Here is a 17,567-nt window from a genome sequence, read left to right as displayed (position 1 = left end):
CCGCGACGGCCACCCCCTAATCCGAGAATTCGATGCAGCATCCAAACGAAAGCCCATCGCAGACCGACCGCAAGGCCGCCAATCGCCGTCTCGGCCTGATCCTGCTGTCGATCGTGCTGGTCTTCTTTTTGGGTTTCTTCGCCAAGATGACCTGGCTTGGCTGAATTGGCTGAGTCCCGCTGCAAGGTACAGAGATGAGCACGAAGCAGCCGGTTTCGACCGGCGACGTCGAGGACAAGCGCTACAACCGCGGCATGATGCTGCGGCTTCTGGTGATCGTCGCCGTGATGTTCGCCTTCGGCTATGCGCTGGTGCCGCTGTACAAGAAGATCTGCGAGATCACCGGCATCAACGTCGTCACCACGCGAGAGCTCTACGGCGCCAGCGCCGGCAAGGTCAGCCAGAACACGCAGGTCGACACCAGCCGCACGATCACGGTCGAGTTCGATTCCAACGCTCGCGGCCCGTTCGCGTTCCGCCCGGTCAAGACCAGCATGCAGGTCCACCCGGGCGAGATGGCGACGATCGTCTACGAGGTCGCCAACGGCCAGACCCGGGATATCTCGGCGCAGGCGATTCCGAGCTACGCGCCGAAGCAGGCCACCCAGTATTTCAAGAAGCTCGAGTGCTTCTGCTTCCAGCAGCAGACGCTGAAGGCCAAGGAATCGCGCGAGATGCCGGTGGTGTTCGTGATCGACCCGGATCTGCCCAAGGACGTCGAGAACATCACCTTGTCGTACACATTCTTCGAGATCGGCACGCCGCTGGCGCCGGCGCCGCAGGGCCATCTCGACCAGCCGCCGGCCAGCGCCGGCAGCTGACGCAGTAAAGGAGGAGGGCTGCCATGGACGAACTGAAGGACGCGGTCAAACGCAAGATGTCGTTCTGGCAGACGTTGCGCGCGGTGTTCTGGTCGTTCATCGGCTTGCGCAAGGGCGCGGAACACGATCGCGACATGGCCAACCTGAACCCCATCCATGTGATCGTCGCCGGCCTGCTCGGCGCCGTGATCCTGGTGGTGGTGCTGATCGGCATCGTCCGCCTGGTGGTCGGCGGATAGCCGGGCAAGCGGGCAGCCGGATAGCCGGCGGAACAGGCAACAAGAAGACAGAGCGTCGTCCGCCCTCGGGCAGCCGGCGTATAACGATGAATCAGAGATCTGAGCTGGAGAAAACAGAATGAGTGCGAATCGCGCAAACGCTCCGTACTACTTCGTACCGGGCCCGTCGCGCCATCCGATCACGGCAAGCCTGGGCCTGCTGCTGACCGCCGCCGGCGCGGCAGGGTGGGTCAACGGCCAGCCGTGGGCGCCCTATGTCTGCGTGCTGGGCATCCTGTGGTTCCTGTTCGTGCTCAAGAGCTGGTTCGGCGACGCGATCGGCGAGTCGGAGGGGGGCATGTATGGCCGCCGCATCGACATCTCCTACCGCTGGTCGATGGGCTGGTTCATCTTCTCCGAGGTGATGTTCTTCGGCGCCTTCTTCGGCGCGCTGTTCTACGCCCGCGTCTACACGATGCCGTGGCTGGGCGACCTGAACAACAAGATCCTGTGGCCCGATTTCGCCGCGGTCTGGCCGAACGCCGGTCCGGCCGGCACGGTCGAGCCGTACGAGGCGATGGGGCCGTGGCCGATCCCGACCATCAACACGGCGCTGCTGCTGATGTCCGGCGTCACGCTGACCTGGGCGCACCATGCGCTGCTGGCCGGCAAGCGCAGCCAGGTGGTGCAGGGCCTGGTCCTGACGATCCTGCTGGGCGCGGTCTTCATGGGCTTCCAGGTCTATGAATACATGCACGCCTACGCGGACCTGAACCTGAAGCTGACCTCGGGCATCTACGGCTCGACCTTCTTCCTGCTGACGGGCTTCCACGGCTTCCACGTGACGATGGGCGCCATCATGCTGACGGTGGTGCTGATCCGCGTGCTGAACGGCCATTTCACGCCCGATCATCACTTCGCCTTCGAAGGCGCCGCCTGGTACTGGCACTTCGTCGACGTGGTCTGGCTGTTCCTCTACGTCGTGGTGTACTGGCTGTAATGCTGTCGTCCCCGCGAAGGCGGGGACCCAGGGGCTTTCAAAGACGCTGGATTCCCGCTTTCGCGGGAACGACGCGATGATCGAGGGGACGCAATGCGTCCCCTTTTCATTGGCATCATGGCGTCGTCAGGCGGCGCCGGCCCGCACTGCAGCCCCACCACCGATCACCGGCGTGCGCCGCACGTCGGCGAAGTAGATCAGGATCAGCGACACCCAGACGATGCCGTAGAGCAGCATGAAGCAGCTCGAGCGCACCCGCGTCAGGTCCAGCAGCGCACCGAACAGGATCGGCAGCAGGAAGCCGCCGACCCCGCCGGCCAGCCCGACGATGCCGGTGACCACGCCCATGTTCGACGCGAAATCGTCGGCGACATACTTGAACGTCGACGCCATGCCGAAGGCGAACACCGCGCCCAGCATGAAGGTCAGCACGACGAAGGCCGCCATCGGCGTATGCAGCGCGATCGTCCACGGACCATCGATGGTGTGGATCGTGAAATCGGTCGGCGGATACGACAGCAGGAACAGGCAGATCCACGCGACCCACAGTCCCCACCACGTGACGCTGTGCGCGCCGAGCCGATCGGCCAGCAGCCCGCCGACCGCCCGCAGCACCGAGCCCGGCAGCGAGAAGCCGGCGGCGAAGGCGGCCGCCGCCACCAGCGTCATGCCGTACTGGCCCTGCAGATACTGCGGGATCCACAGCGACAGCGCGGTGAAGCCGCCGAAGGTGATCGAGTAGTACTGGCACAGCCGCCAGACCCTGGGGTCGCGCAGCACCTTGAACGACTCGGTCCAGGAGCCGCCCTGCTTGCCCGCGCCGGGGTCGCGCGCCGAGGCGAGCCAGAACAGCACCGCGGTGACCAGCAGCGCGACCGCATAGACGCGCGGCACCGCGCGCCAGCCGTAGGCCTGCTGCAGCGCCGGCGTGACGAACAGATTCACCGCCGCGCCGACCGTGCCGGCGCCGAAGAAGCCCATCGCGAAGCCGCGCTTCTCGGCCGGGAAGAAGCGCGCGACATAGGGCGTGCCCACCGCGAACGATGCGCCGACGCATCCCAGGAACAGCCCGATCAGCAGGAACTGCCACAGCGCGGTGGCGTAGCTGACCGCGAACACCGGCAGCGCGCAAACCGCCAGCAGCACCGTCATCACGATGCGGCCGCCGAAGCGGTCGGTCCATGCGCCCAGCGGCAGGCGCATCAGCGCGCCGGTCAGCACCGGCGTCGAGGTCAGCAGGCCGAACTGCGTGCTGTTCAGGCCCAGCTCGTCGCGCAGCGGCACGCCGATGACCCCGAACATCATCCACACCACGAAGCAGACCATGAAGGCCGCCGTGCTGGCGATCAGCACCGACCACGCCTGCGCCGTGACCCTGGTGGCGCCGCCGCCGACCGCCGCCACATTCGCCGTCGAACTCATGTCATTTTCCTCGCAGGTTCAGGATCGATGGGCCGCGACACTACTGCACCAGCGGGCCATTGGCCTCGCCGAGCGCCACGCCGACGATGCGGGCCTGCGCGGCCAGGATTGCGATGTACTGCTGGATCGCCTTGTGCCGCACGCGCTCGCCGAGGAAGCGCGCGATCTCGGCCCGGGCTTCGTCGAAGTCCACCGCCTCGCCGGGCACGCGACGTTCGACCCGCACGATATGGAAGCCGAAGCGGGTCCTGACCAATCCCGGCAGCAAGCCGATCGCCTCACCGTCGAACACGGCCTGCTCGAACTCCGGCACGCTGTCGCCGCGCAGCAGCTGGCCGAGGCTGCCGCCGACGCCGGCCGACGGACAGTTCGACATTTCGCGCGCGGTCGCCTCGAAAGCCTCGGGCTCGGCCAACAGACGCCGCAAGGTCTGCTCGGCCTGATGCCGGAGCGCCGCGAGCGCGCCGCCGCCGGTGACCGCGAACAGGATATGGCTGGCGTAGACGATCTCGTTGCGCCGGAAGCGCGCCGGATGGCCGTCGTAATAGCGCCGGCAATCGGACTCGGTCGGCTCCGGCACGCTGACCTCGCGCCCGATCAGCGCATCGACCACGGCATCGTCGAGTTCGGTCCCGGCATCGGCGATGCCCAGCGCCACGGCGCGCTGGCGCAGCAGTTCGCGGATCGCCAGCGCGCGCCTGGCGCTGGCGATCGCATCGGGATCGTCGCGGTACAGCAGGCTCTCCTCGCGGATCGCCTCGGCGCCGATCGCGACGCCGTTGACGCTGGCCGGGGCGATGGCGGCCATGGTGGTGTCGTTCATCACGATGTCTCCATCAGCGCCGCGTCAGCGCCGGCGCACCAGCTGGAACGGCCGTACCAGATAGGCGACCGTGCCCATGCCGCTCCAGATATGGATCATCCGCGTGAACGGCGACACCAGGAACAGCGTGAAGCCGAGCAGGATATGCAGCTGGTAGGTCAGAGGCACGCCGCGCAGCATGTCGGCGGCGGCCGGCTCGAAGGTCACGATGCCCTTGACGTAGCTGGTCAGCGATTCGAACAGCACGCCGTCCATATGCCGCATCGACAGCACCACGGTCCACAGTCCGAGAGCGAGCTGCACCCACAGCATCAGCACGATCACGATGTCCGAGACGCGGCTGTTGCGGCGGATCCGCGCATCGAACAGGCGCCGCCAGATCAGGATCGACAGGCCGATGATGGCGACCACACCGGCCGCGCCGCCGCCGACCATGGCCAGCAGCTGATGGCCCGACGCCGACAGGAACGGCGACACCAGCCAGTGCGGCGCCAGAAAGCCGACGAAGTGGCCGATCACGACCACCAGGATGCCCCAGTGGAACAGATTGCTGCCGATCTGCAGCGAGCGATGCCGCAGCAGCTGCGAGGTGTCGCTCTTCCACGAGTACTGCTCGCGGTCGAAGCGGATCAGGCTGCCGAGCAGCAGCACCACCAGGCAGATATAGGGATAGATGCCAAACAGGAACGTATGCAGGTAATGCGTCATGACGGCCCTCCGTTCGCAAGCGGTGTGGTAGTCGGGGATCAGCGCTGAGGGCGCTTGTCGTAGAAGCGGACCGGCTCGGCCGCGGGCTGGCCCGCGCCGACGAAACGGACCGGCTCGTCGGCGTAGGCCGCGTCCAGCTCGCGATAGTCGGCCGCGCTGGGCACGCGCGCCGCGTCGTCCGCGTCGGTCGCCGAGGGCTCGGGCAGCGTCAGCGCGAGCGGGCGCTGCCCGATGATCCGCAGCAGCGCGCCCAGCGGCAGCGCGTAGTGGCTGCGCCGCTGGGCGAGCTGGGCCGCGATCGATTGCAGGATTTCGCCGGTCTCGGCCAGCAGCGCCACCGCGTCGGATGCCGGCAGCCGCGACAGGTACTCGAGAAAGACCGGCAGGTAGTCGGGCAGATGGCCGGCCTGCAGCCGCAGTCCGTGGCGCTCGTACATCTGCAGCAGGTCGACCATCGCCTGGCCCCGGTCGCGCGATTCGCCATGCACGTGTTCGAACAGATGCAGCGAGGTCGCGCGCCCGCGATCGAACAGCGCGACATAGTTCTCCTGCAGCGTCAGCGGCTCGCGCGCGGCCAGGTAGTCGAGGAAACGTTCGAGGTCGGCGCGGCTGTCGCGCGGCAGCGAGCGGTCCTCGGCGACGCGCCGGCGCGCCTGCGGCACGGCGTCGAGCAGCGCGGCCTCGGGATAGTCGAGCAGGGCCGACAGCAGCGAGAAGGTGGCCGGCGAAGGCGCGGCGGCACGCGAAAAGACGTCGGTCAGCATGTCCTAGAACTCCTGGCGGATCGGGATCTTGCGATTGCCCTTCTTCGTGCTGAAGAGGCTGGTTTCCGAGCGTCCGTCCGAGCAGCCGTTGCCGAACGAGAAGCCGCACGAAGACCGCAGGTCGAAGGCATCCTCGGCGTATTCGCGGTGCGAGGTCGGGATGACGAAGCGGTCCTCGTAGTTGGCGATCGCCAGGTAGCGGTACATCTCTTGGACCTGTGCGGCGTTCAGCCCGGCCTGCGCCAGCACGCCGGGCGCGTCGACGCCGTCGACATGGCGCGCGCGCATATAGGCGCGCATCGCCAGCAGCCGCTCCAGCGCCAGCTTGACCGGCGCCTCGTCGCCGGCGGTCAGCAGGTTGGCCAGGTAACGCAGCGGAATGCGCAGCGAGCCGACGTCCGGCAGATAGCCATTGATGCCGAGCTCGCCGCTGTTGGCGGCGGCATTGATCGGCGACAGCGGCGGCACGTACCAGACCATCGGCAGCGTGCGGTATTCCGGATGCAGCGGAAAGGCGATCTTCCAGTCGATCGCCATCTTGTAGACCGGCGACTTGCGCGCGCCGTCGATCCAGCCGGCCGGCACGCCGTCGCGCTCGGCCTGCGCGATCACCTCGGGATCGTTCGGGTCGAGGAACAGCGACAGCTGCGCCTCGTACAGGTCCTGCTCGGACTCGACGCTGGCCGCCTGCTCGATGCGGTCGGCGTCGTACAGCAGCACGCCCAGATAGCGGATGCGGCCGACGCAGGTCTCCGAGCAGACGGTCGGCTCGCCGGCCTCGATGCGCGGATAGCAGAAGATGCATTTCTCCGCCTTGCCGCTGTGCCAGTTGAAGTAGATCTTCTTGTAGGGGCAGCCCGACACGCACATCCGCCAGCCGCGGCACTTGTCCTGGTCGACCAGCACGATGCCGTCTTCCTCGCGCTTGTAGATCGAGCCAGACGGACACGCCGCCACGCACGCCGGATTCAGGCAGTGCTCGCACAGGCGCGGCAGGTACATCATGAAGGTGTTCTCGAACTGCCCGTAGATGTCCTTCTGCACCTGTTCGAAGTTGTAGTCCTGCGAGCGCTTCTCGAATTCGCCGCCGAGGATCTCCTCCCAGTTCGGCCCCCATTCGATCTTCTCCAGCCGCTCGCCGCTGATCAGCGAGCGTGGCCGCGCCACCGGCATCGCGCGGCTGTCGCCCGCGTCCTGCAGATGCGCGTAGTCGAAGGTGAACGGCTCGTAGTAGTCGTCGATCTCCGGCAGGCGCGGATTGGCGAAGATCTGCGCCAGGATCCGCCACTTGCTGCCCAGGCGCGGCTCGAGCCGGCCGTTGGCCTTGCGGCTCCAGCCGCCGCGCCAGCGCTGCTGGTTCTCCCAGTCCTTGGGGTAGCCGATGCCGGGCTTGGTCTCGACGTTGTTGAACCAGGCGTACTCCATGCCCTCGCGGCTGGTCCAGACATTCTTGCAGGTCACCGAGCAGGTATGGCAGCCGATGCATTTGTCCAGGTTCAGCACCATCGCGATCTGCGCGCGCACTTTCATCGGGCCTCTCCTTCGCGGATCCTGTGTTCGGTGGCCGGGTTGACCGGATCGGGCGGCGCATCGTCGAGCCAGTCCACGCGCCGCATCTTGCGCACGATCAGGAATTCGTCGCGGTTGGCGCCGACCGTGCCGTAGTAGTTGAAGCCGTACGACAGCTGTGCGTAGCCGCCGATCATGTGGGTGGGCTTGAGCGAGACCCGCGTCACCGAGTTGTGGATGCCGCCGCGCCCGCCGGTGATCTCCGACCCCGGCGTGTTCACGATCTTCTCCTGCGCGTGATACATCATCACCATGCCGCGCGGCACCCGCTGGCTGACCACGGCGCGCGCGCACAGCGCGCCGTTGGCGTTGTAGCACTCGATCCAGTCGTTATCGACGATGCCGGCCTGCCTGGCGTCGTCCTCGGCGATCCACACGATCGGGCCGCCGCGCGACAGCGTCAGCATCAGCAGGTTGTCGGTGTAGGTACTGTGGATGCCCCACTTCTGGTGCGGCGTGATGAAGTTCAGCACGATCTCGGGATTGCCGTTCGAGCGCGTGCCGACCATGCCCGCGTAGCTGCCGGTATCGATCGGCGGCTTGTAGACGCACAGCGATTCGCCGAACGCTCGCATCCACGCATGGTCCTGATACAGCTGCTGGCGGCCGGTCAGCGTGCGCCATGGAATCAGCTCGTGCACATTCGTGTAGCAGGCGTTGTACGACACGTGCTCGGACTCGATGCCGCTCCAGGTCGGCGACGAGATGATCTTGCGCGGCTGCGCCTGGATGTCGCGAAAGCGGATGCGCTCGTCGGCGCGCGACCGCGCCAGATGGGTGTGGTCGATGCCGGTCAGCGCCGACAGCGCCTGCCATGCCTTGACCGCGACCGCGCCATTGGTCTCGGGCGCCAGCGACAGGATCACCTCGGCGGCGTCGATCGCCGAATCGATGCGCGGCCTCTGTCCGGCGTGACCGGCGTGGCCGGCATCGTCCGAGTCGGACGTGCGCTGGTTCAGCTCGCCCAGCCACCGGACCTCGTCCTCGGTATTCCAGCCGATGCCCTTGCCGCCATTGCCCAGCCTGTCCATCAGCGGCCCCAGCGAGGTGAAGCGGCGATAGGTGGCCGGATAGTTGCGCTCGACCACGGTCACCGACGGCATCGTCCGCCCCGGCTGCGGCTCGCATTCGCCGCGCTTCCAGTCGCGCACGTCGAAGGGCTGGGCCAGCTCGGCCGGCGTGTCCTTGCCGATCGGCGACAGCACCACGTCGCGCTCGATGCCGAGATGACCTTCAGCCAGTTCGGAGAAACGCTTCGCAATGCCCTTGAAGATTTCCCAGTCGCTCTTCGATTGCCAGGCCGGATCGACCGCCGCCGACAGCGGATGGATGAACGGATGCATGTCGGACGTGTTCATGTCGTCCTTCTCGTACCAGGTCGCGGTCGGCAGCACGACGTCGGAGTACATGCAGGTGGTCGACATGCGGAAGTCCAGCGTCACCAGCAGGTCCAGCTTGCCCTCGGGCGCGTTCTCATGCCACGCCACCTCCTCGGGCCGCGGTACCTCGCCATGGCGTCCTTCGCCGATCTGCTCGCCCTGCACGCCATGCGTGGTGCCCAGCAGATGCTTGAGGAAGTATTCGTGCCCCTTGCCGGACGAGCCGAGCAGGTTGGAGCGCCAGACGAACAGGTTGCGCGGGAAGGCCCGCGGATCGTCGGGGTCCTCGCAGGCCATGCGCAGCGCGCCGGACTTCAGGCCGTCGGCGACGACGCTGCCGGCCTGCGACGCATCGGTCAGCTTGCGGCCGAGCGCCAGCGGGTTCTGCAGCAGCTGCGGCGCCGACGGCAGCCATCCCATCCGTTCGGCGCGCACGTTGTAGTCGATCGGCGCGCCGTGGAATTGCGACTTGTCGGCCAGCGGCGACAGCAGCGCGCCCGGGTCCATCGGGTCGTAGCGCCACTGGTCGGTATGCGCGTAGAAGAACGAGGTCGCGTTCATCTGGCGGGGCGGTCGATACCAGTCCAGGCCGAACGACAGCGGCGTCCAGCCGGTCTGCGGCCGCAGTTTTTCCTGGCCGACATAGTGGGACCAGCCGCCGCCAGACTTGCCGACGCAGCCGCACATGATCAGCAGGTTGATGATCGCGCGGTAGGACATGTCCATATGGAACCAGTGGTTCAGCCCCGCGCCGAGGATCACCATCGACTTGCCCTCGGTCTTGTGCGCGTTTTCGGCGAACTGCCGCGCGACCGCGATCACGTCGGCGCGCCTGACGCCGGTGATCGCTTCCTGCCAGGCCGGCGTGTACGGAATGTCGTCGTCGTAGGAGGCGGCGACATCGCGGCCGCCCAGCCCCTGGTCCAGCCCATAATTGGCGATGAACAGGTCGTAGACCGTGGTGACCAGCATGTCGCCGTTGCGCGTGGCAATGCGGCGCGCACCGATCCGGCGCGACAGCACCGAGCCGTGGCCGGTATTGGGAAAGTGCGGATGCGGGACGTTGCCGAAGTAGGGGAACTGCACGTCGACCGCTTCGTCATGCGCCTGGGCCAGCGACAGCCGCGGCACGAGCGGCGTGCCGTCGGCGCTCTCCATCCGCAGGTTCCACTTGCCCGCGTCGTCGCCGGGCTTGCCGTCCTGCTGCTGGCCCCAGCGAAAGCCCGCCGAACCGGGCGGCACGACGACGCGGTCGGTGGTCTCGTCGATCATCACGGTCTTCCACTCGGGCCGATTGGCCTGCCCGAGCGCGTCATCGAAATCGGCGGCCCGCACCAGCCGCTCCGGCACATAGCCGTCGCCATGCGGCACCAGCCGGACGAGACACGGCATGTCGGTATAGCGGCGGCAGTAATCGAGGAAGTAGGCGCTGCGGCCCGGCGCCAGGTGGAATTCCTTCAGCACCACGTGGCCCATCGCCAGCGCCAGGGCCGCGTCGGTGCCCTGCTTCGGATGCAGCCAGATGTCGCCGAACTTCGCGCCTTCCGAATAATCGGGAAAGATCGACACCACCTTGGTGCCCCGATAGCGGACCTCGGTCATGAAATGCGCGTCGGGCGTGCGCGTCTGCGGCACGTTCGAGCCCCACATCACGATGAAGGTCGAGTTGTACCAGTCGGCCGATTCGGGCACGTCGGTCTGCTCGCCCCAGGTCTGCGGCGACGCGGGCGGCAGGTCGCAATACCAGTCGTAGAAGCTCAGGCAGACGCCGCCCAGCAGCGACAGGTAGCGCGCGCCGGCGGCGTAGGACACCATCGACATCGCCGGGATCGGCGAGAAACCGACCACGCGATCGGGCCCGTGCCGCGCGATGGTATGGACGTTGGCGGCGGCGACGATCTCGTTGACCTCGTCCCAGCTCGAACGGACGAAGCCGCCGAGGCCGCGGCGCGCCTGATAGCGGCGCCGCGCCTGCGGGTCGTCAACGATCGAGGCCCAGGCCTCGACCGGCCCCATCGACTGGCGCCGCTCGCGCCACAGCCTGACCAATGCGCTGCGCACCAGCGGGTATTTGAGCCGGTTGGCGCTGTAGAGGTACCAGGAATAGGAGGCGCCGCGGGAACAGCCGCGCGGCTCGTGATTGGGAAGATCGGGACGGGTACGCGGATAGTCGGTCTGCTGGGTTTCCCATGTCACGATGCCGCCCTTGACATAGATTTTCCAGGAACAGGATCCGGTGCAATTGACGCCATGCGTGGAGCGCACGATTTTGTCATGCTGCCAGCGCTGGCGATAACCGTCCTCCCATTTCCGGTCTTCGTCGGTGACGGCGCCGTGGCCATTGGAAAATGCGATGCGCTCGGTCGAGAAGTAACGCAAGCGGTCGAGAAAATGGCTCATGACGGCTCCGGTCGATTCCGCCTGTCGGCCATGCAGAAAACGGCGGCAACAGCCATCCCCCGCGTGCAGGCGCACGCGTTCCGACAAGGCATTTCATGGGGCGGCTTTGATATTAGTGGTCGAACGCGAAATTGCAAATTCGCGTGCCAACCACATTAACATGCCATATCGATCGGTAAAAACGGAACGAAAAGATTCTTTGACCTGAATCAAAATCGGCGAATGACGGCACCGCCGGCGTGCTATTCGCATGAATTACAAATCGCGTTTCAGTTATGTACCGAAATGCCGGTGATCGCCGCGACACGGCGGCGACACGGCGGCGACACGGCGGCGACACGGCGGCGACACAGCCGATTACGGCTGCAATACGCAGGGCACACGGATCCAAGGGCGCGGCGCGGCGTGTCGATCCTTTAGAATGCGGGATTGCCGTGCATTCCCTGCCAGCACAAACAGCCAGCGCCGCAGGAGTCCACCCCTGCGGCGCTGGCTGTTTGTCGGCTGTCCGGAAGGTGCCCGGTGCTACGGCCCCGTGCGGATGCCCGTGCTTTCGATCCATCCCATCCAGTACGAGAACAGGATGAACAGGAACAGCGCGATCGACAGGCCGACACGTACCGTCAGCGAACGGACCATATGCGCGCTCGACTTGCCGCGGTCGCGCATCATGAAGAACAGGGCCGAGGCCAGGCTGGAGACGATCAGGATGAAGGCAATGATGATGACGATGCGCATGGCGGCGGTCGGGGCGATGGTGTGCCATTATCGCACCGCGTCTCCGGGGCGGTTTTGGCTATCCCGTCGATGAAGCTGCTGCGCGCCCTGAGCCCGGTGCCGACGGTCGCGGCGCTGGTCGTCATCGCGGTGACCTGCGCGCTGGGCAACTGGCAGCTCGGCCGTGCCCACGACAAGATCGCCCGCGCCGAGCGGCTGCGCGCGCTGGCCGAGGCGCCGCCGCTGCGGATCGGCACGGCGCCGCCGCCGCTGCCCGCGGCCGGGCTGGTGTCGCGCCAGGTGGTCGTGCGCGGCAAGTTCGACCCGGCCCACACCGTGCTGCTGGAAAACCGTCCGCACGGCAACGGGCAGGACAGCCGCTCGGGCTTCCTGGTGCTGACGCCGCTGCGGCCCGACGAGTCAGCCAGTGCGAGCGCCAGCGCCGACGCCGGTGCGCCCCGCGCCGTGCTGGTGCTGCGCGGCTGGTTGCCGCGTGATCCACAGGATCGCACCCGCATCGCGCCGTTTCCGACGCCCGCAGGCACGGTGACGCTGCAGGGCGTGGCACTGGCCGACGTGCCCAAGGTCTATCAGCTCGGTGGCGCCGATGCCCAGCGCGGCGCGCCGATCCGGCAGAACCTGGACCTCGACGACTTTGCCGCCGAACTGGGTATGCCGCTGCAGCCGTTCGTGCTGCAGCAGCGCAGCGACAGCGGCGATGGCCTGGCGCGCGACTGGGCGAGCGCCGACCTCGGCGTCGAGCGCCACTACGGCTATGCCTTTCAGTGGTATGGTCTGGCCGCGCTGACGCTGGTATTGCTGGTGGTGCTGACCTGGCGGCGTGCCCGGCGGCTCGCCAACCCGGCCGATGCCGGCCGCGCCGCCGGCACGGCCCCCGCGGGCGCCGCCCGCAACGACGATTAATCACTCCAACGACGATCCATGCCTTCCGATCCCGCCACGGCCAAGCCGGCCGCGCCGCAAGACTCCCGCAGCGATCCGCGCATCGATGCCCGCACGCGCCGCGGCCGGATCCAGATGCTGTTGCTGCTGCTGGTCTGCGCGTCGCCGGTCATCGCCTCGTATCTGACCTACTACGTGTTCCGGCCGGCCGGCGGGCAGACCAACTACGGCACGCTGATCGAGCCGCAGCGCCCGGCGCCGGCCGTGCAGGTGACGGACGAGCGCGGCCAGCCGGTGCCGCTGCAGGACTTCAAGGGCAAATGGCTGCTGGTGTCGACCGACAGCGCCGCCTGCGACGAGGCGTGCGCGAAGCGGCTGTTCACGATCCGGCAGATCCGCGCCGGCCAGGGCAAGGAGCGCGAGCGCATCGTGCCGGTCTGGCTGGTCAGCGACGACGGGCCGATCGACCCGCGCCTGACCGCCGCCTACAACGAGCCCTATGCCGGCGTGCGCTTCCTGCGCATGCCCCGCGAGCAGATCCGCGGCTGGCTGCCGCCCGCCGACGGCGAGGCGATCGAGGCCACGCTGTATCTGGTCGATCCGCTCGGCAACCTGATGATGCGGTTCCCGAAGGACCCGGACCCGAAGAAGGTGCATTCGGACCTCAGCCGCCTGCTCAAGTACAACCGCATCGGCTGATGGAGGGCCCATGCTGACTCAACTCGCCCTGATCGGCCTGCTGCTGGCGCTGCTGCCGCTCAGCTATGTGCTGGCCCGCGGCAGCCGCGACAAATACCGCAAGCTGGTCTGGATCACCGCGTTCCTGACGCTGGACCTGATCATGTTCGGCAGCTTTACCCGGCTGACGGACTCGGGCCTGGGCTGCCCCGACTGGCCAGGCTGCTACGGCCATTCGAACCCCTATGCGGCCGTCGAGCACATTCGCGCGGCCGAAACGGCACTGCCGAGCGGCCCGGTGACCTGGGCCAAGGCCTGGATCGAGATGCTGCACCGGTACTTCGCGATGGCGGTCGGGGTCTTGATCATCGCGCTGGTGGTGCTGGCCTGGAGCAAGCGCCGCGAGCTGAAGCAATCGCCGTGGTTCGCCACCGGCGTGCTGCTGCTGGTCTGCGTGCAGGGCGCGTTCGGCGCCTTCACGGTCACGCTGAAGCTGCAGCCGATCATCGTGGTGACCCATCTGCTGCTGGGCATGGCGCTGCTGGCGGCGCTGATCTGGCTGGGCTCGCGCAGCGACCCGCCGCGCACGATCGCGCCGGCGGCGGCCGGCCTGCGCTGGCCGGGACGGATCGCGCTGGCGCTGCTGACGATCCAGATCTTCCTGGGCGGCTGGGTCAGCACCAACTACGCGGTGCTGGCCTGCACCGATTTCCCGCTGTGCAACGGGCAATGGATTCCCGAGATGGACTTCCGCCATGGCTTCACGCTGTGGCGGCAGCTGGGCATGACGGCGGACGGCGACTACATCCCGCATTCCGCGCTGGTGGCCATCCACTGGGTGCACCGCGGCTTCGCCGTGGTGGTGCTCGGCTATCTGGCCTGGTTCGCGCTGCGTACGCGCCGTTTTGCGCCGCTGGCGCGGGCGTCGCACTGGCTGTTGGCGACGCTGGTGCTACAGTTGGCAACCGGTTTGTCGAATATCGTGCTCGATTGGCCGCTTTTGCCAGCAGTCGCCCACAATGGCGGCGCGGCGGTGCTGCTGATGCTGTTGGTCAGGCTCAATTACAATATAGGGCTCGCGACCCGCGCCGCCACCGCCGCGGCCCCCGGTTCCTTCGATCGCGCCCCCGCTGCCGCTCATGACGCCCCGGCTCCCGAAGCCGCCGGCGCAAATCGCCCGGCCGACACGGCGCGCGCCTCATGAAAGACAAGACTGCTCCCGTGGCCACCACCGCTACCCAGACCCAGCAACCGCCCAGCCGGCTGCGCCACCTCGCCCGCCAGTACGCCGCGCTGACCAAGCCGCGCGTGACGCAGCTGGCGGTCTTCTGCGCCATCATCGGCATGTTCCTGGCCACGCCCGGCATGGTGCCGTGGCGCGTGCTGATCGGCGGTGCCGCCGGCATCTGGCTGCTGGCCGCCGGCGCCTTCGCGATCAACTGCCTGGTCGAGCAGAAGGTCGACGCGCTGATGCGCCGCACCGCGTGGCGTCCGTCGGCCACCGGCGAGATCGGCACGAGCCAGATCCTGGTGTTCTCGCTGGTGCTGGGCGGCGCCGGCATGTGGCTGCTGCACGTGTTTACCAATGACCTGACGATGTGGCTGACCTTCGCCACCTTTGTCGGCTACGCGGTGGTCTACACGATCCTGCTCAAGCCCGCCACGCCGCAGAACATCGTGATCGGCGGCCTGTCGGGCGCGATGCCGCCGGCGCTGGGCTGGGCCGCGGTGGCCGGCGACGTGCCGGCCGAGGCCTGGTTCCTGGTGCTGATCATCTTCACCTGGACCCCGCCGCACTTCTGGGCGCTGGCGCTGTACCGCCGCGCCGACTATGCCAAGTCGGGCCTGCCGATGCTGCCGATCACGCACGGCGAACGCTTCACGCTGCTGCACATCCTGCTGTACACGCTGGTGATGATCGCGGCGACGCTGCTGCCCTTTGTCTACGGCATGAGCGGCTACATCTACCTGGCGGCGGCGCTGGTGCTGGGCGGCATCTTCCTGGCCTATGCCTGGAAGCTGTACCGGCAATACTCGGACGCGCTGGCGCAGCGCACCTTCCGCTTCTCGATCCTCTATCTGTCGCTGCTGTTCGCCGCGCTGCTGATCGACCACTACTTCAAGTTCGTGCCGCAGGCATGACGGCGCCCGGCCGCGACACGATGTCGCGGCCAGCGCCCGGTGTGCCGCGATCGGCGATACTAGCCGCTGCCGCCGGCGCGCCTGCCGCGCCACTCCTCCCGCCGGCACACGCAGACAAGCCCAAACCGAACCGACACCATGCGCACCGCCTCGTTTCCCTCGTCCGTATTCCCGTCCCTGGCCAATCTGCGCCGCTTCCTGCTGGTCGCGCTGCTGGCGCTCGGCCTGGCCGCCTGCGGCCAGCAGAAGCCGACCTTCCAGAACATCGACGTGACCGGCGGCAGCGAATTCGGCAAGGACTTCAAGCTGACCGACCACACCGGCAAGGAACGCACGCTGGCCGACTTCAAGGGCAAGGCCGTGGTGATGTTCTTCGGCTACACCCATTGCCCCGACGTGTGCCCGACCACGATGGTCGAGTGGAAGACCGTGATGGAGCAGCTCGGCCCGGACGCCGACCGCGTCCAGGTGCTGTTCATCACCGTCGATCCGGAGCGCGACACGCAGGCGCTGCTGGCCCAGTACGTGCCGGCCTTCGATCCGCGCTTCCTCGGCATGCGGCCCGCCGACGAAGCGGCACTGCGCCAGCTGACCAAGGACTTCAAGGTGTTCTACGCCAAGGTGCCCGGCAGCGCGCCGGGCAACTACACGGTCGACCATTCGGCCGGCAGCTATGTGTTCGATCCGGAAGGGCGCCTGCGGCTGTTCATCCGCCACGGCCAGGGCACCGAGCCGATCGTCAAGGACATGAAGCAGCTGCTGTCCTGACCTGTCCGGACGGCAGGCCGCCGGGGCTCAGCCCTTGTTGAAGATGCTGTAGAAGTCCGGCGCGCCGACCTCGGTCACGGTCAGGTCCAGCGACCCTTCGATGTGCTCGAGGTGCTCGCGCATCCGCGCGCGGGCCGCGGCTTCGTCGCGCTTCTCGATTGCCGCGATCAGGTCGCGGTGCTCGTGCTCCGGGCAGGCCGGTGCACCCGGCCGGTCATAGAGCGTGATGATCAGGCAGGTCAGCGAGACCATCTCGCGGATGACCTTCTCCAGGATGGCGTTGCCCGCCATTTCCGCCAGCAGGATATGAAACTCCCCCGATAGCCGGATCACCGCGGCGCGGTCGCCGCGTGCGCGCGCCGCGTCCTCTTCCTGCACGTGCCGCTGCAGGCTGCGGACCTTGGCCGGCGTCGCGTGGCGCGCCAGCGTGGCGGCCAGCTCGGGCTCGATGACCTGGCGCGTCTGGAACACCTGGTGCGCCTCCTCGACCGACGGGCTGGCGATGAAGGCGCCGCGGTTCGGCACCAGCGTGACCAGCTTTTCGTGCGCCAGCCGGGCGAACACCTGGCGGATGCGCGCGCGGCTGGCGCCGGTGACCTCGCACAGCCGCTCCTCGACCAGCTTGGTGCCGGCCAGCAGCCGGTGTTCCATGATCGCGGACAGCAGGCTCAGATAGATCGCCTCGGTGGCCGAGGCTTCGGCGCTGCCGCTGTCCGCGCTCTCGGCGGCGTTGGCGGCGGTGTTGGCGGCGGCATTGGCGACTGCGTTTGCAGCGGCGGCGCTCATGGTCTGTGCGTCCTCAGCCGGCGCAACGGTGCTGCGGGACGTGGCCTTGCGGGCGGCGGGTTTGCCGGTGGCGGTCTTGCGCGTGGCCGCCGTGGGCGCCGATGCGGCGGCGGTCTTGCCGCCGGCCGGCTTGCGAAGTGATGACATTGTGACGATGCGCGGTGGACTTTGTCACCGCGATTGGCGACGAACGATCCGCATATCGTACACAAAGCGGGCGGCGCCGGCCCGAAACGCCGGTGCGCGCAGGCCGCCGTCCAGCCATCCGAGGCGTTCCTTCAGAGCGCCAGCGACAGATCGCCCTGCACCGCCGCCCTTGGCTCGCGCGCCGATTCGGCATGGGGATGCGTCTCGATCCAGTGCCGCGCGATATCGATGCGGCGTGCGATCCAGACCTTGTCGTGCGACTGCACGTAGTCCAGGAAACGCTGCAGCGCGCGGAAGCGGCCCGGGCGTCCGAGCAGCCGGC

The 17,567-nt window shown here is 67.6% G+C and carries 17 protein-coding genes and 1 pseudogene; 9 read left to right on the top strand and 9 right to left on the bottom strand.

Annotated elements, in window-relative coordinates; all coding sequences use genetic code 11:
• Positions 1-32: 32 nt before the first annotated feature.
• The 4 genes from LRR16_RS23305 (at position 33) to LRR16_RS23290 (ending at position 2,039) form a co-directional block, all read left to right on the top strand.
• Positions 33-164, top strand: coding sequence for a cytochrome oxidase small assembly protein (locus LRR16_RS23305; protein ID WP_006579792.1), 132 nt, complete (start codon positions 33-35; stop codon positions 162-164).
• Positions 165-194: 30 nt separating this feature from the next.
• A complete protein-coding gene (locus tag LRR16_RS23300) occupies positions 195-821 on the top strand; it encodes a cytochrome c oxidase assembly protein (protein WP_006579793.1) in 627 nt (208 codons plus the stop codon).
• A gap of 23 nt (positions 822-844) precedes the next feature.
• Positions 845-1,060 carry a DUF2970 domain-containing protein gene (locus tag LRR16_RS23295; RefSeq protein ID WP_006579794.1) on the top strand — a complete coding sequence of 72 codons (216 nt, stop codon included), beginning with the start codon at positions 845-847 and terminating at the stop codon, positions 1,058-1,060.
• Between the two features lie 118 nt (positions 1,061-1,178).
• Positions 1,179-2,039 (top strand): cytochrome c oxidase subunit 3, encoded by an 861-nt coding sequence (locus LRR16_RS23290; protein WP_232207231.1) that lies wholly within the window; start codon positions 1,179-1,181, stop codon positions 2,037-2,039.
• A gap of 126 nt (positions 2,040-2,165) precedes the next feature.
• Here LRR16_RS23290 and LRR16_RS23285 read toward each other — a convergent pair whose 3' ends face one another.
• From LRR16_RS23285 to LRR16_RS23255, 7 genes are all read right to left on the bottom strand, one after another.
• On the bottom strand, positions 2,166-3,461 hold the full coding sequence (locus LRR16_RS23285; RefSeq protein WP_232207230.1) for a nitrate/nitrite transporter: 1,296 nt from the start codon (positions 3,459-3,461) through the stop codon (positions 2,166-2,168).
• Positions 3,462-3,501: 40 nt separating this feature from the next.
• Positions 3,502-4,284 carry a peptidylprolyl isomerase gene (locus tag LRR16_RS23280; RefSeq protein ID WP_232207229.1) on the bottom strand — a complete coding sequence of 261 codons (783 nt, stop codon included), beginning with the start codon at positions 4,282-4,284 and terminating at the stop codon, positions 3,502-3,504.
• Positions 4,285-4,308: 24 nt separating this feature from the next.
• Complete coding sequence (gene narI, locus LRR16_RS23275) at positions 4,309-4,992, bottom strand: respiratory nitrate reductase subunit gamma (RefSeq protein WP_232207228.1); 684 nt, start codon at positions 4,990-4,992, stop codon at positions 4,309-4,311.
• A gap of 38 nt (positions 4,993-5,030) precedes the next feature.
• Complete coding sequence (gene narJ, locus LRR16_RS23270; RefSeq protein WP_232207227.1) at positions 5,031-5,756, bottom strand: nitrate reductase molybdenum cofactor assembly chaperone; 726 nt, start codon at positions 5,754-5,756, stop codon at positions 5,031-5,033.
• A 3-nt stretch (positions 5,757-5,759) separates the two neighbouring features.
• Positions 5,760-7,286: a nitrate reductase subunit beta gene (gene narH / locus LRR16_RS23265; protein WP_232207226.1), complete on the bottom strand. Its 1,527-nt coding sequence runs from the start codon at positions 7,284-7,286 to the stop codon at positions 5,760-5,762.
• Positions 7,283-11,104 (bottom strand): nitrate reductase subunit alpha, encoded by a 3,822-nt coding sequence (locus LRR16_RS23260; protein WP_232207225.1) that lies wholly within the window; start codon positions 11,102-11,104, stop codon positions 7,283-7,285. Before LRR16_RS23260 ends, narH begins: the two co-directional genes overlap by 4 nt.
• 525 nt (positions 11,105-11,629) lie before the next feature.
• Complete coding sequence (locus LRR16_RS23255) at positions 11,630-11,842, bottom strand: twin transmembrane helix small protein (RefSeq protein WP_232207224.1); 213 nt, start codon at positions 11,840-11,842, stop codon at positions 11,630-11,632.
• Positions 11,843-11,911: 69 nt separating this feature from the next.
• Between LRR16_RS23255 and LRR16_RS23250 the strand changes: the two genes are divergently transcribed.
• From LRR16_RS23250 to LRR16_RS23230, 5 genes are all read left to right on the top strand, one after another.
• Positions 11,912-12,745 (top strand): SURF1 family protein, encoded by an 834-nt coding sequence (locus LRR16_RS23250; RefSeq protein ID WP_232207223.1) that lies wholly within the window; start codon positions 11,912-11,914, stop codon positions 12,743-12,745.
• Positions 12,746-12,763: 18 nt separating this feature from the next.
• Positions 12,764-13,423: an SCO family protein gene (locus LRR16_RS23245; RefSeq protein WP_232207222.1), complete on the top strand. Its 660-nt coding sequence runs from the start codon at positions 12,764-12,766 to the stop codon at positions 13,421-13,423.
• A gap of 10 nt (positions 13,424-13,433) precedes the next feature.
• Entirely contained in the window at positions 13,434-14,606 is a 1,173-nt protein-coding gene (locus tag LRR16_RS23240) for a heme A synthase (protein ID WP_064572499.1), read from the top strand.
• A complete protein-coding gene (locus LRR16_RS23235) occupies positions 14,603-15,544 on the top strand; it encodes a heme o synthase (RefSeq protein ID WP_006579467.1) in 942 nt (313 codons plus the stop codon). Before LRR16_RS23240 ends, LRR16_RS23235 begins: the two co-directional genes overlap by 4 nt.
• A gap of 138 nt (positions 15,545-15,682) precedes the next feature.
• Entirely contained in the window at positions 15,683-16,312 is a 630-nt protein-coding gene (locus tag LRR16_RS23230) for an SCO family protein (protein ID WP_064572501.1), read from the top strand.
• 27 nt (positions 16,313-16,339) lie between these two features.
• On the opposite strand, the gene LRR16_RS23225 is transcribed toward LRR16_RS23230, so the two are convergent.
• Together LRR16_RS23225 and LRR16_RS23220 are read right to left on the bottom strand one after the other, a co-directional pair.
• Positions 16,340-17,245 carry a GntR family transcriptional regulator gene (locus tag LRR16_RS23225; RefSeq protein ID WP_156526344.1) on the bottom strand — a complete coding sequence of 302 codons (906 nt, stop codon included), beginning with the start codon at positions 17,243-17,245 and terminating at the stop codon, positions 16,340-16,342.
• A gap of 131 nt (positions 17,246-17,376) precedes the next feature.
• A pseudogene (locus LRR16_RS23220) lies at positions 17,377-17,567 on the bottom strand (hypothetical protein); the annotation flags it as partial.

Origin of the sequence: Cupriavidus sp. UGS-1 (genome assembly GCF_021213615.1) — a bacterium.
Lineage (GTDB): Bacteria > Pseudomonadota > Gammaproteobacteria > Burkholderiales > Burkholderiaceae > Cupriavidus.
Note: the sequence above shows the minus strand (reverse complement) of the source record. Positions and strands in the feature narration are given on the sequence as shown.

Bases quoted from the DNA above. Each gene is read 5' to 3' on its own strand.
- LRR16_RS23305 (WP_006579792.1), top strand. From the start codon at position 33: ATGCAGCATCCAAACGAAAGCCCATCGCAGACCGACCGCAAGGCCGCC.
- LRR16_RS23300 (WP_006579793.1), top strand. From the start codon at position 195: ATGAGCACGAAGCAGCCGGTTTCGACCGGCGACGTCGAGGACAAGCGC.
- LRR16_RS23295 (WP_006579794.1), top strand. From the start codon at position 845: ATGGACGAACTGAAGGACGCGGTCAAACGCAAGATGTCGTTCTGGCAG.
- LRR16_RS23290 (WP_232207231.1), top strand. From the start codon at position 1,179: ATGAGTGCGAATCGCGCAAACGCTCCGTACTACTTCGTACCGGGCCCG.
- LRR16_RS23285 (WP_232207230.1), bottom strand. From the start codon at position 3,461: ATGAGTTCGACGGCGAATGTGGCGGCGGTCGGCGGCGGCGCCACCAGG.
- LRR16_RS23280 (WP_232207229.1), bottom strand. From the start codon at position 4,284: ATGAACGACACCACCATGGCCGCCATCGCCCCGGCCAGCGTCAACGGC.
- narI (WP_232207228.1), bottom strand. From the start codon at position 4,992: ATGACGCATTACCTGCATACGTTCCTGTTTGGCATCTATCCCTATATC.
- narJ (WP_232207227.1), bottom strand. From the start codon at position 5,756: ATGCTGACCGACGTCTTTTCGCGTGCCGCCGCGCCTTCGCCGGCCACC.
- narH (WP_232207226.1), bottom strand. From the start codon at position 7,286: ATGAAAGTGCGCGCGCAGATCGCGATGGTGCTGAACCTGGACAAATGC.
- LRR16_RS23260 (WP_232207225.1), bottom strand. From the start codon at position 11,104: ATGAGCCATTTTCTCGACCGCTTGCGTTACTTCTCGACCGAGCGCATC.
- LRR16_RS23255 (WP_232207224.1), bottom strand. From the start codon at position 11,842: ATGCGCATCGTCATCATCATTGCCTTCATCCTGATCGTCTCCAGCCTG.
- LRR16_RS23250 (WP_232207223.1), top strand. From the start codon at position 11,912: ATGAAGCTGCTGCGCGCCCTGAGCCCGGTGCCGACGGTCGCGGCGCTG.
- LRR16_RS23245 (WP_232207222.1), top strand. From the start codon at position 12,764: ATGCCTTCCGATCCCGCCACGGCCAAGCCGGCCGCGCCGCAAGACTCC.
- LRR16_RS23240 (WP_064572499.1), top strand. From the start codon at position 13,434: ATGCTGACTCAACTCGCCCTGATCGGCCTGCTGCTGGCGCTGCTGCCG.
- LRR16_RS23235 (WP_006579467.1), top strand. From the start codon at position 14,603: ATGAAAGACAAGACTGCTCCCGTGGCCACCACCGCTACCCAGACCCAG.
- LRR16_RS23230 (WP_064572501.1), top strand. From the start codon at position 15,683: ATGCGCACCGCCTCGTTTCCCTCGTCCGTATTCCCGTCCCTGGCCAAT.
- LRR16_RS23225 (WP_156526344.1), bottom strand. From the start codon at position 17,245: ATGTCATCACTTCGCAAGCCGGCCGGCGGCAAGACCGCCGCCGCATCG.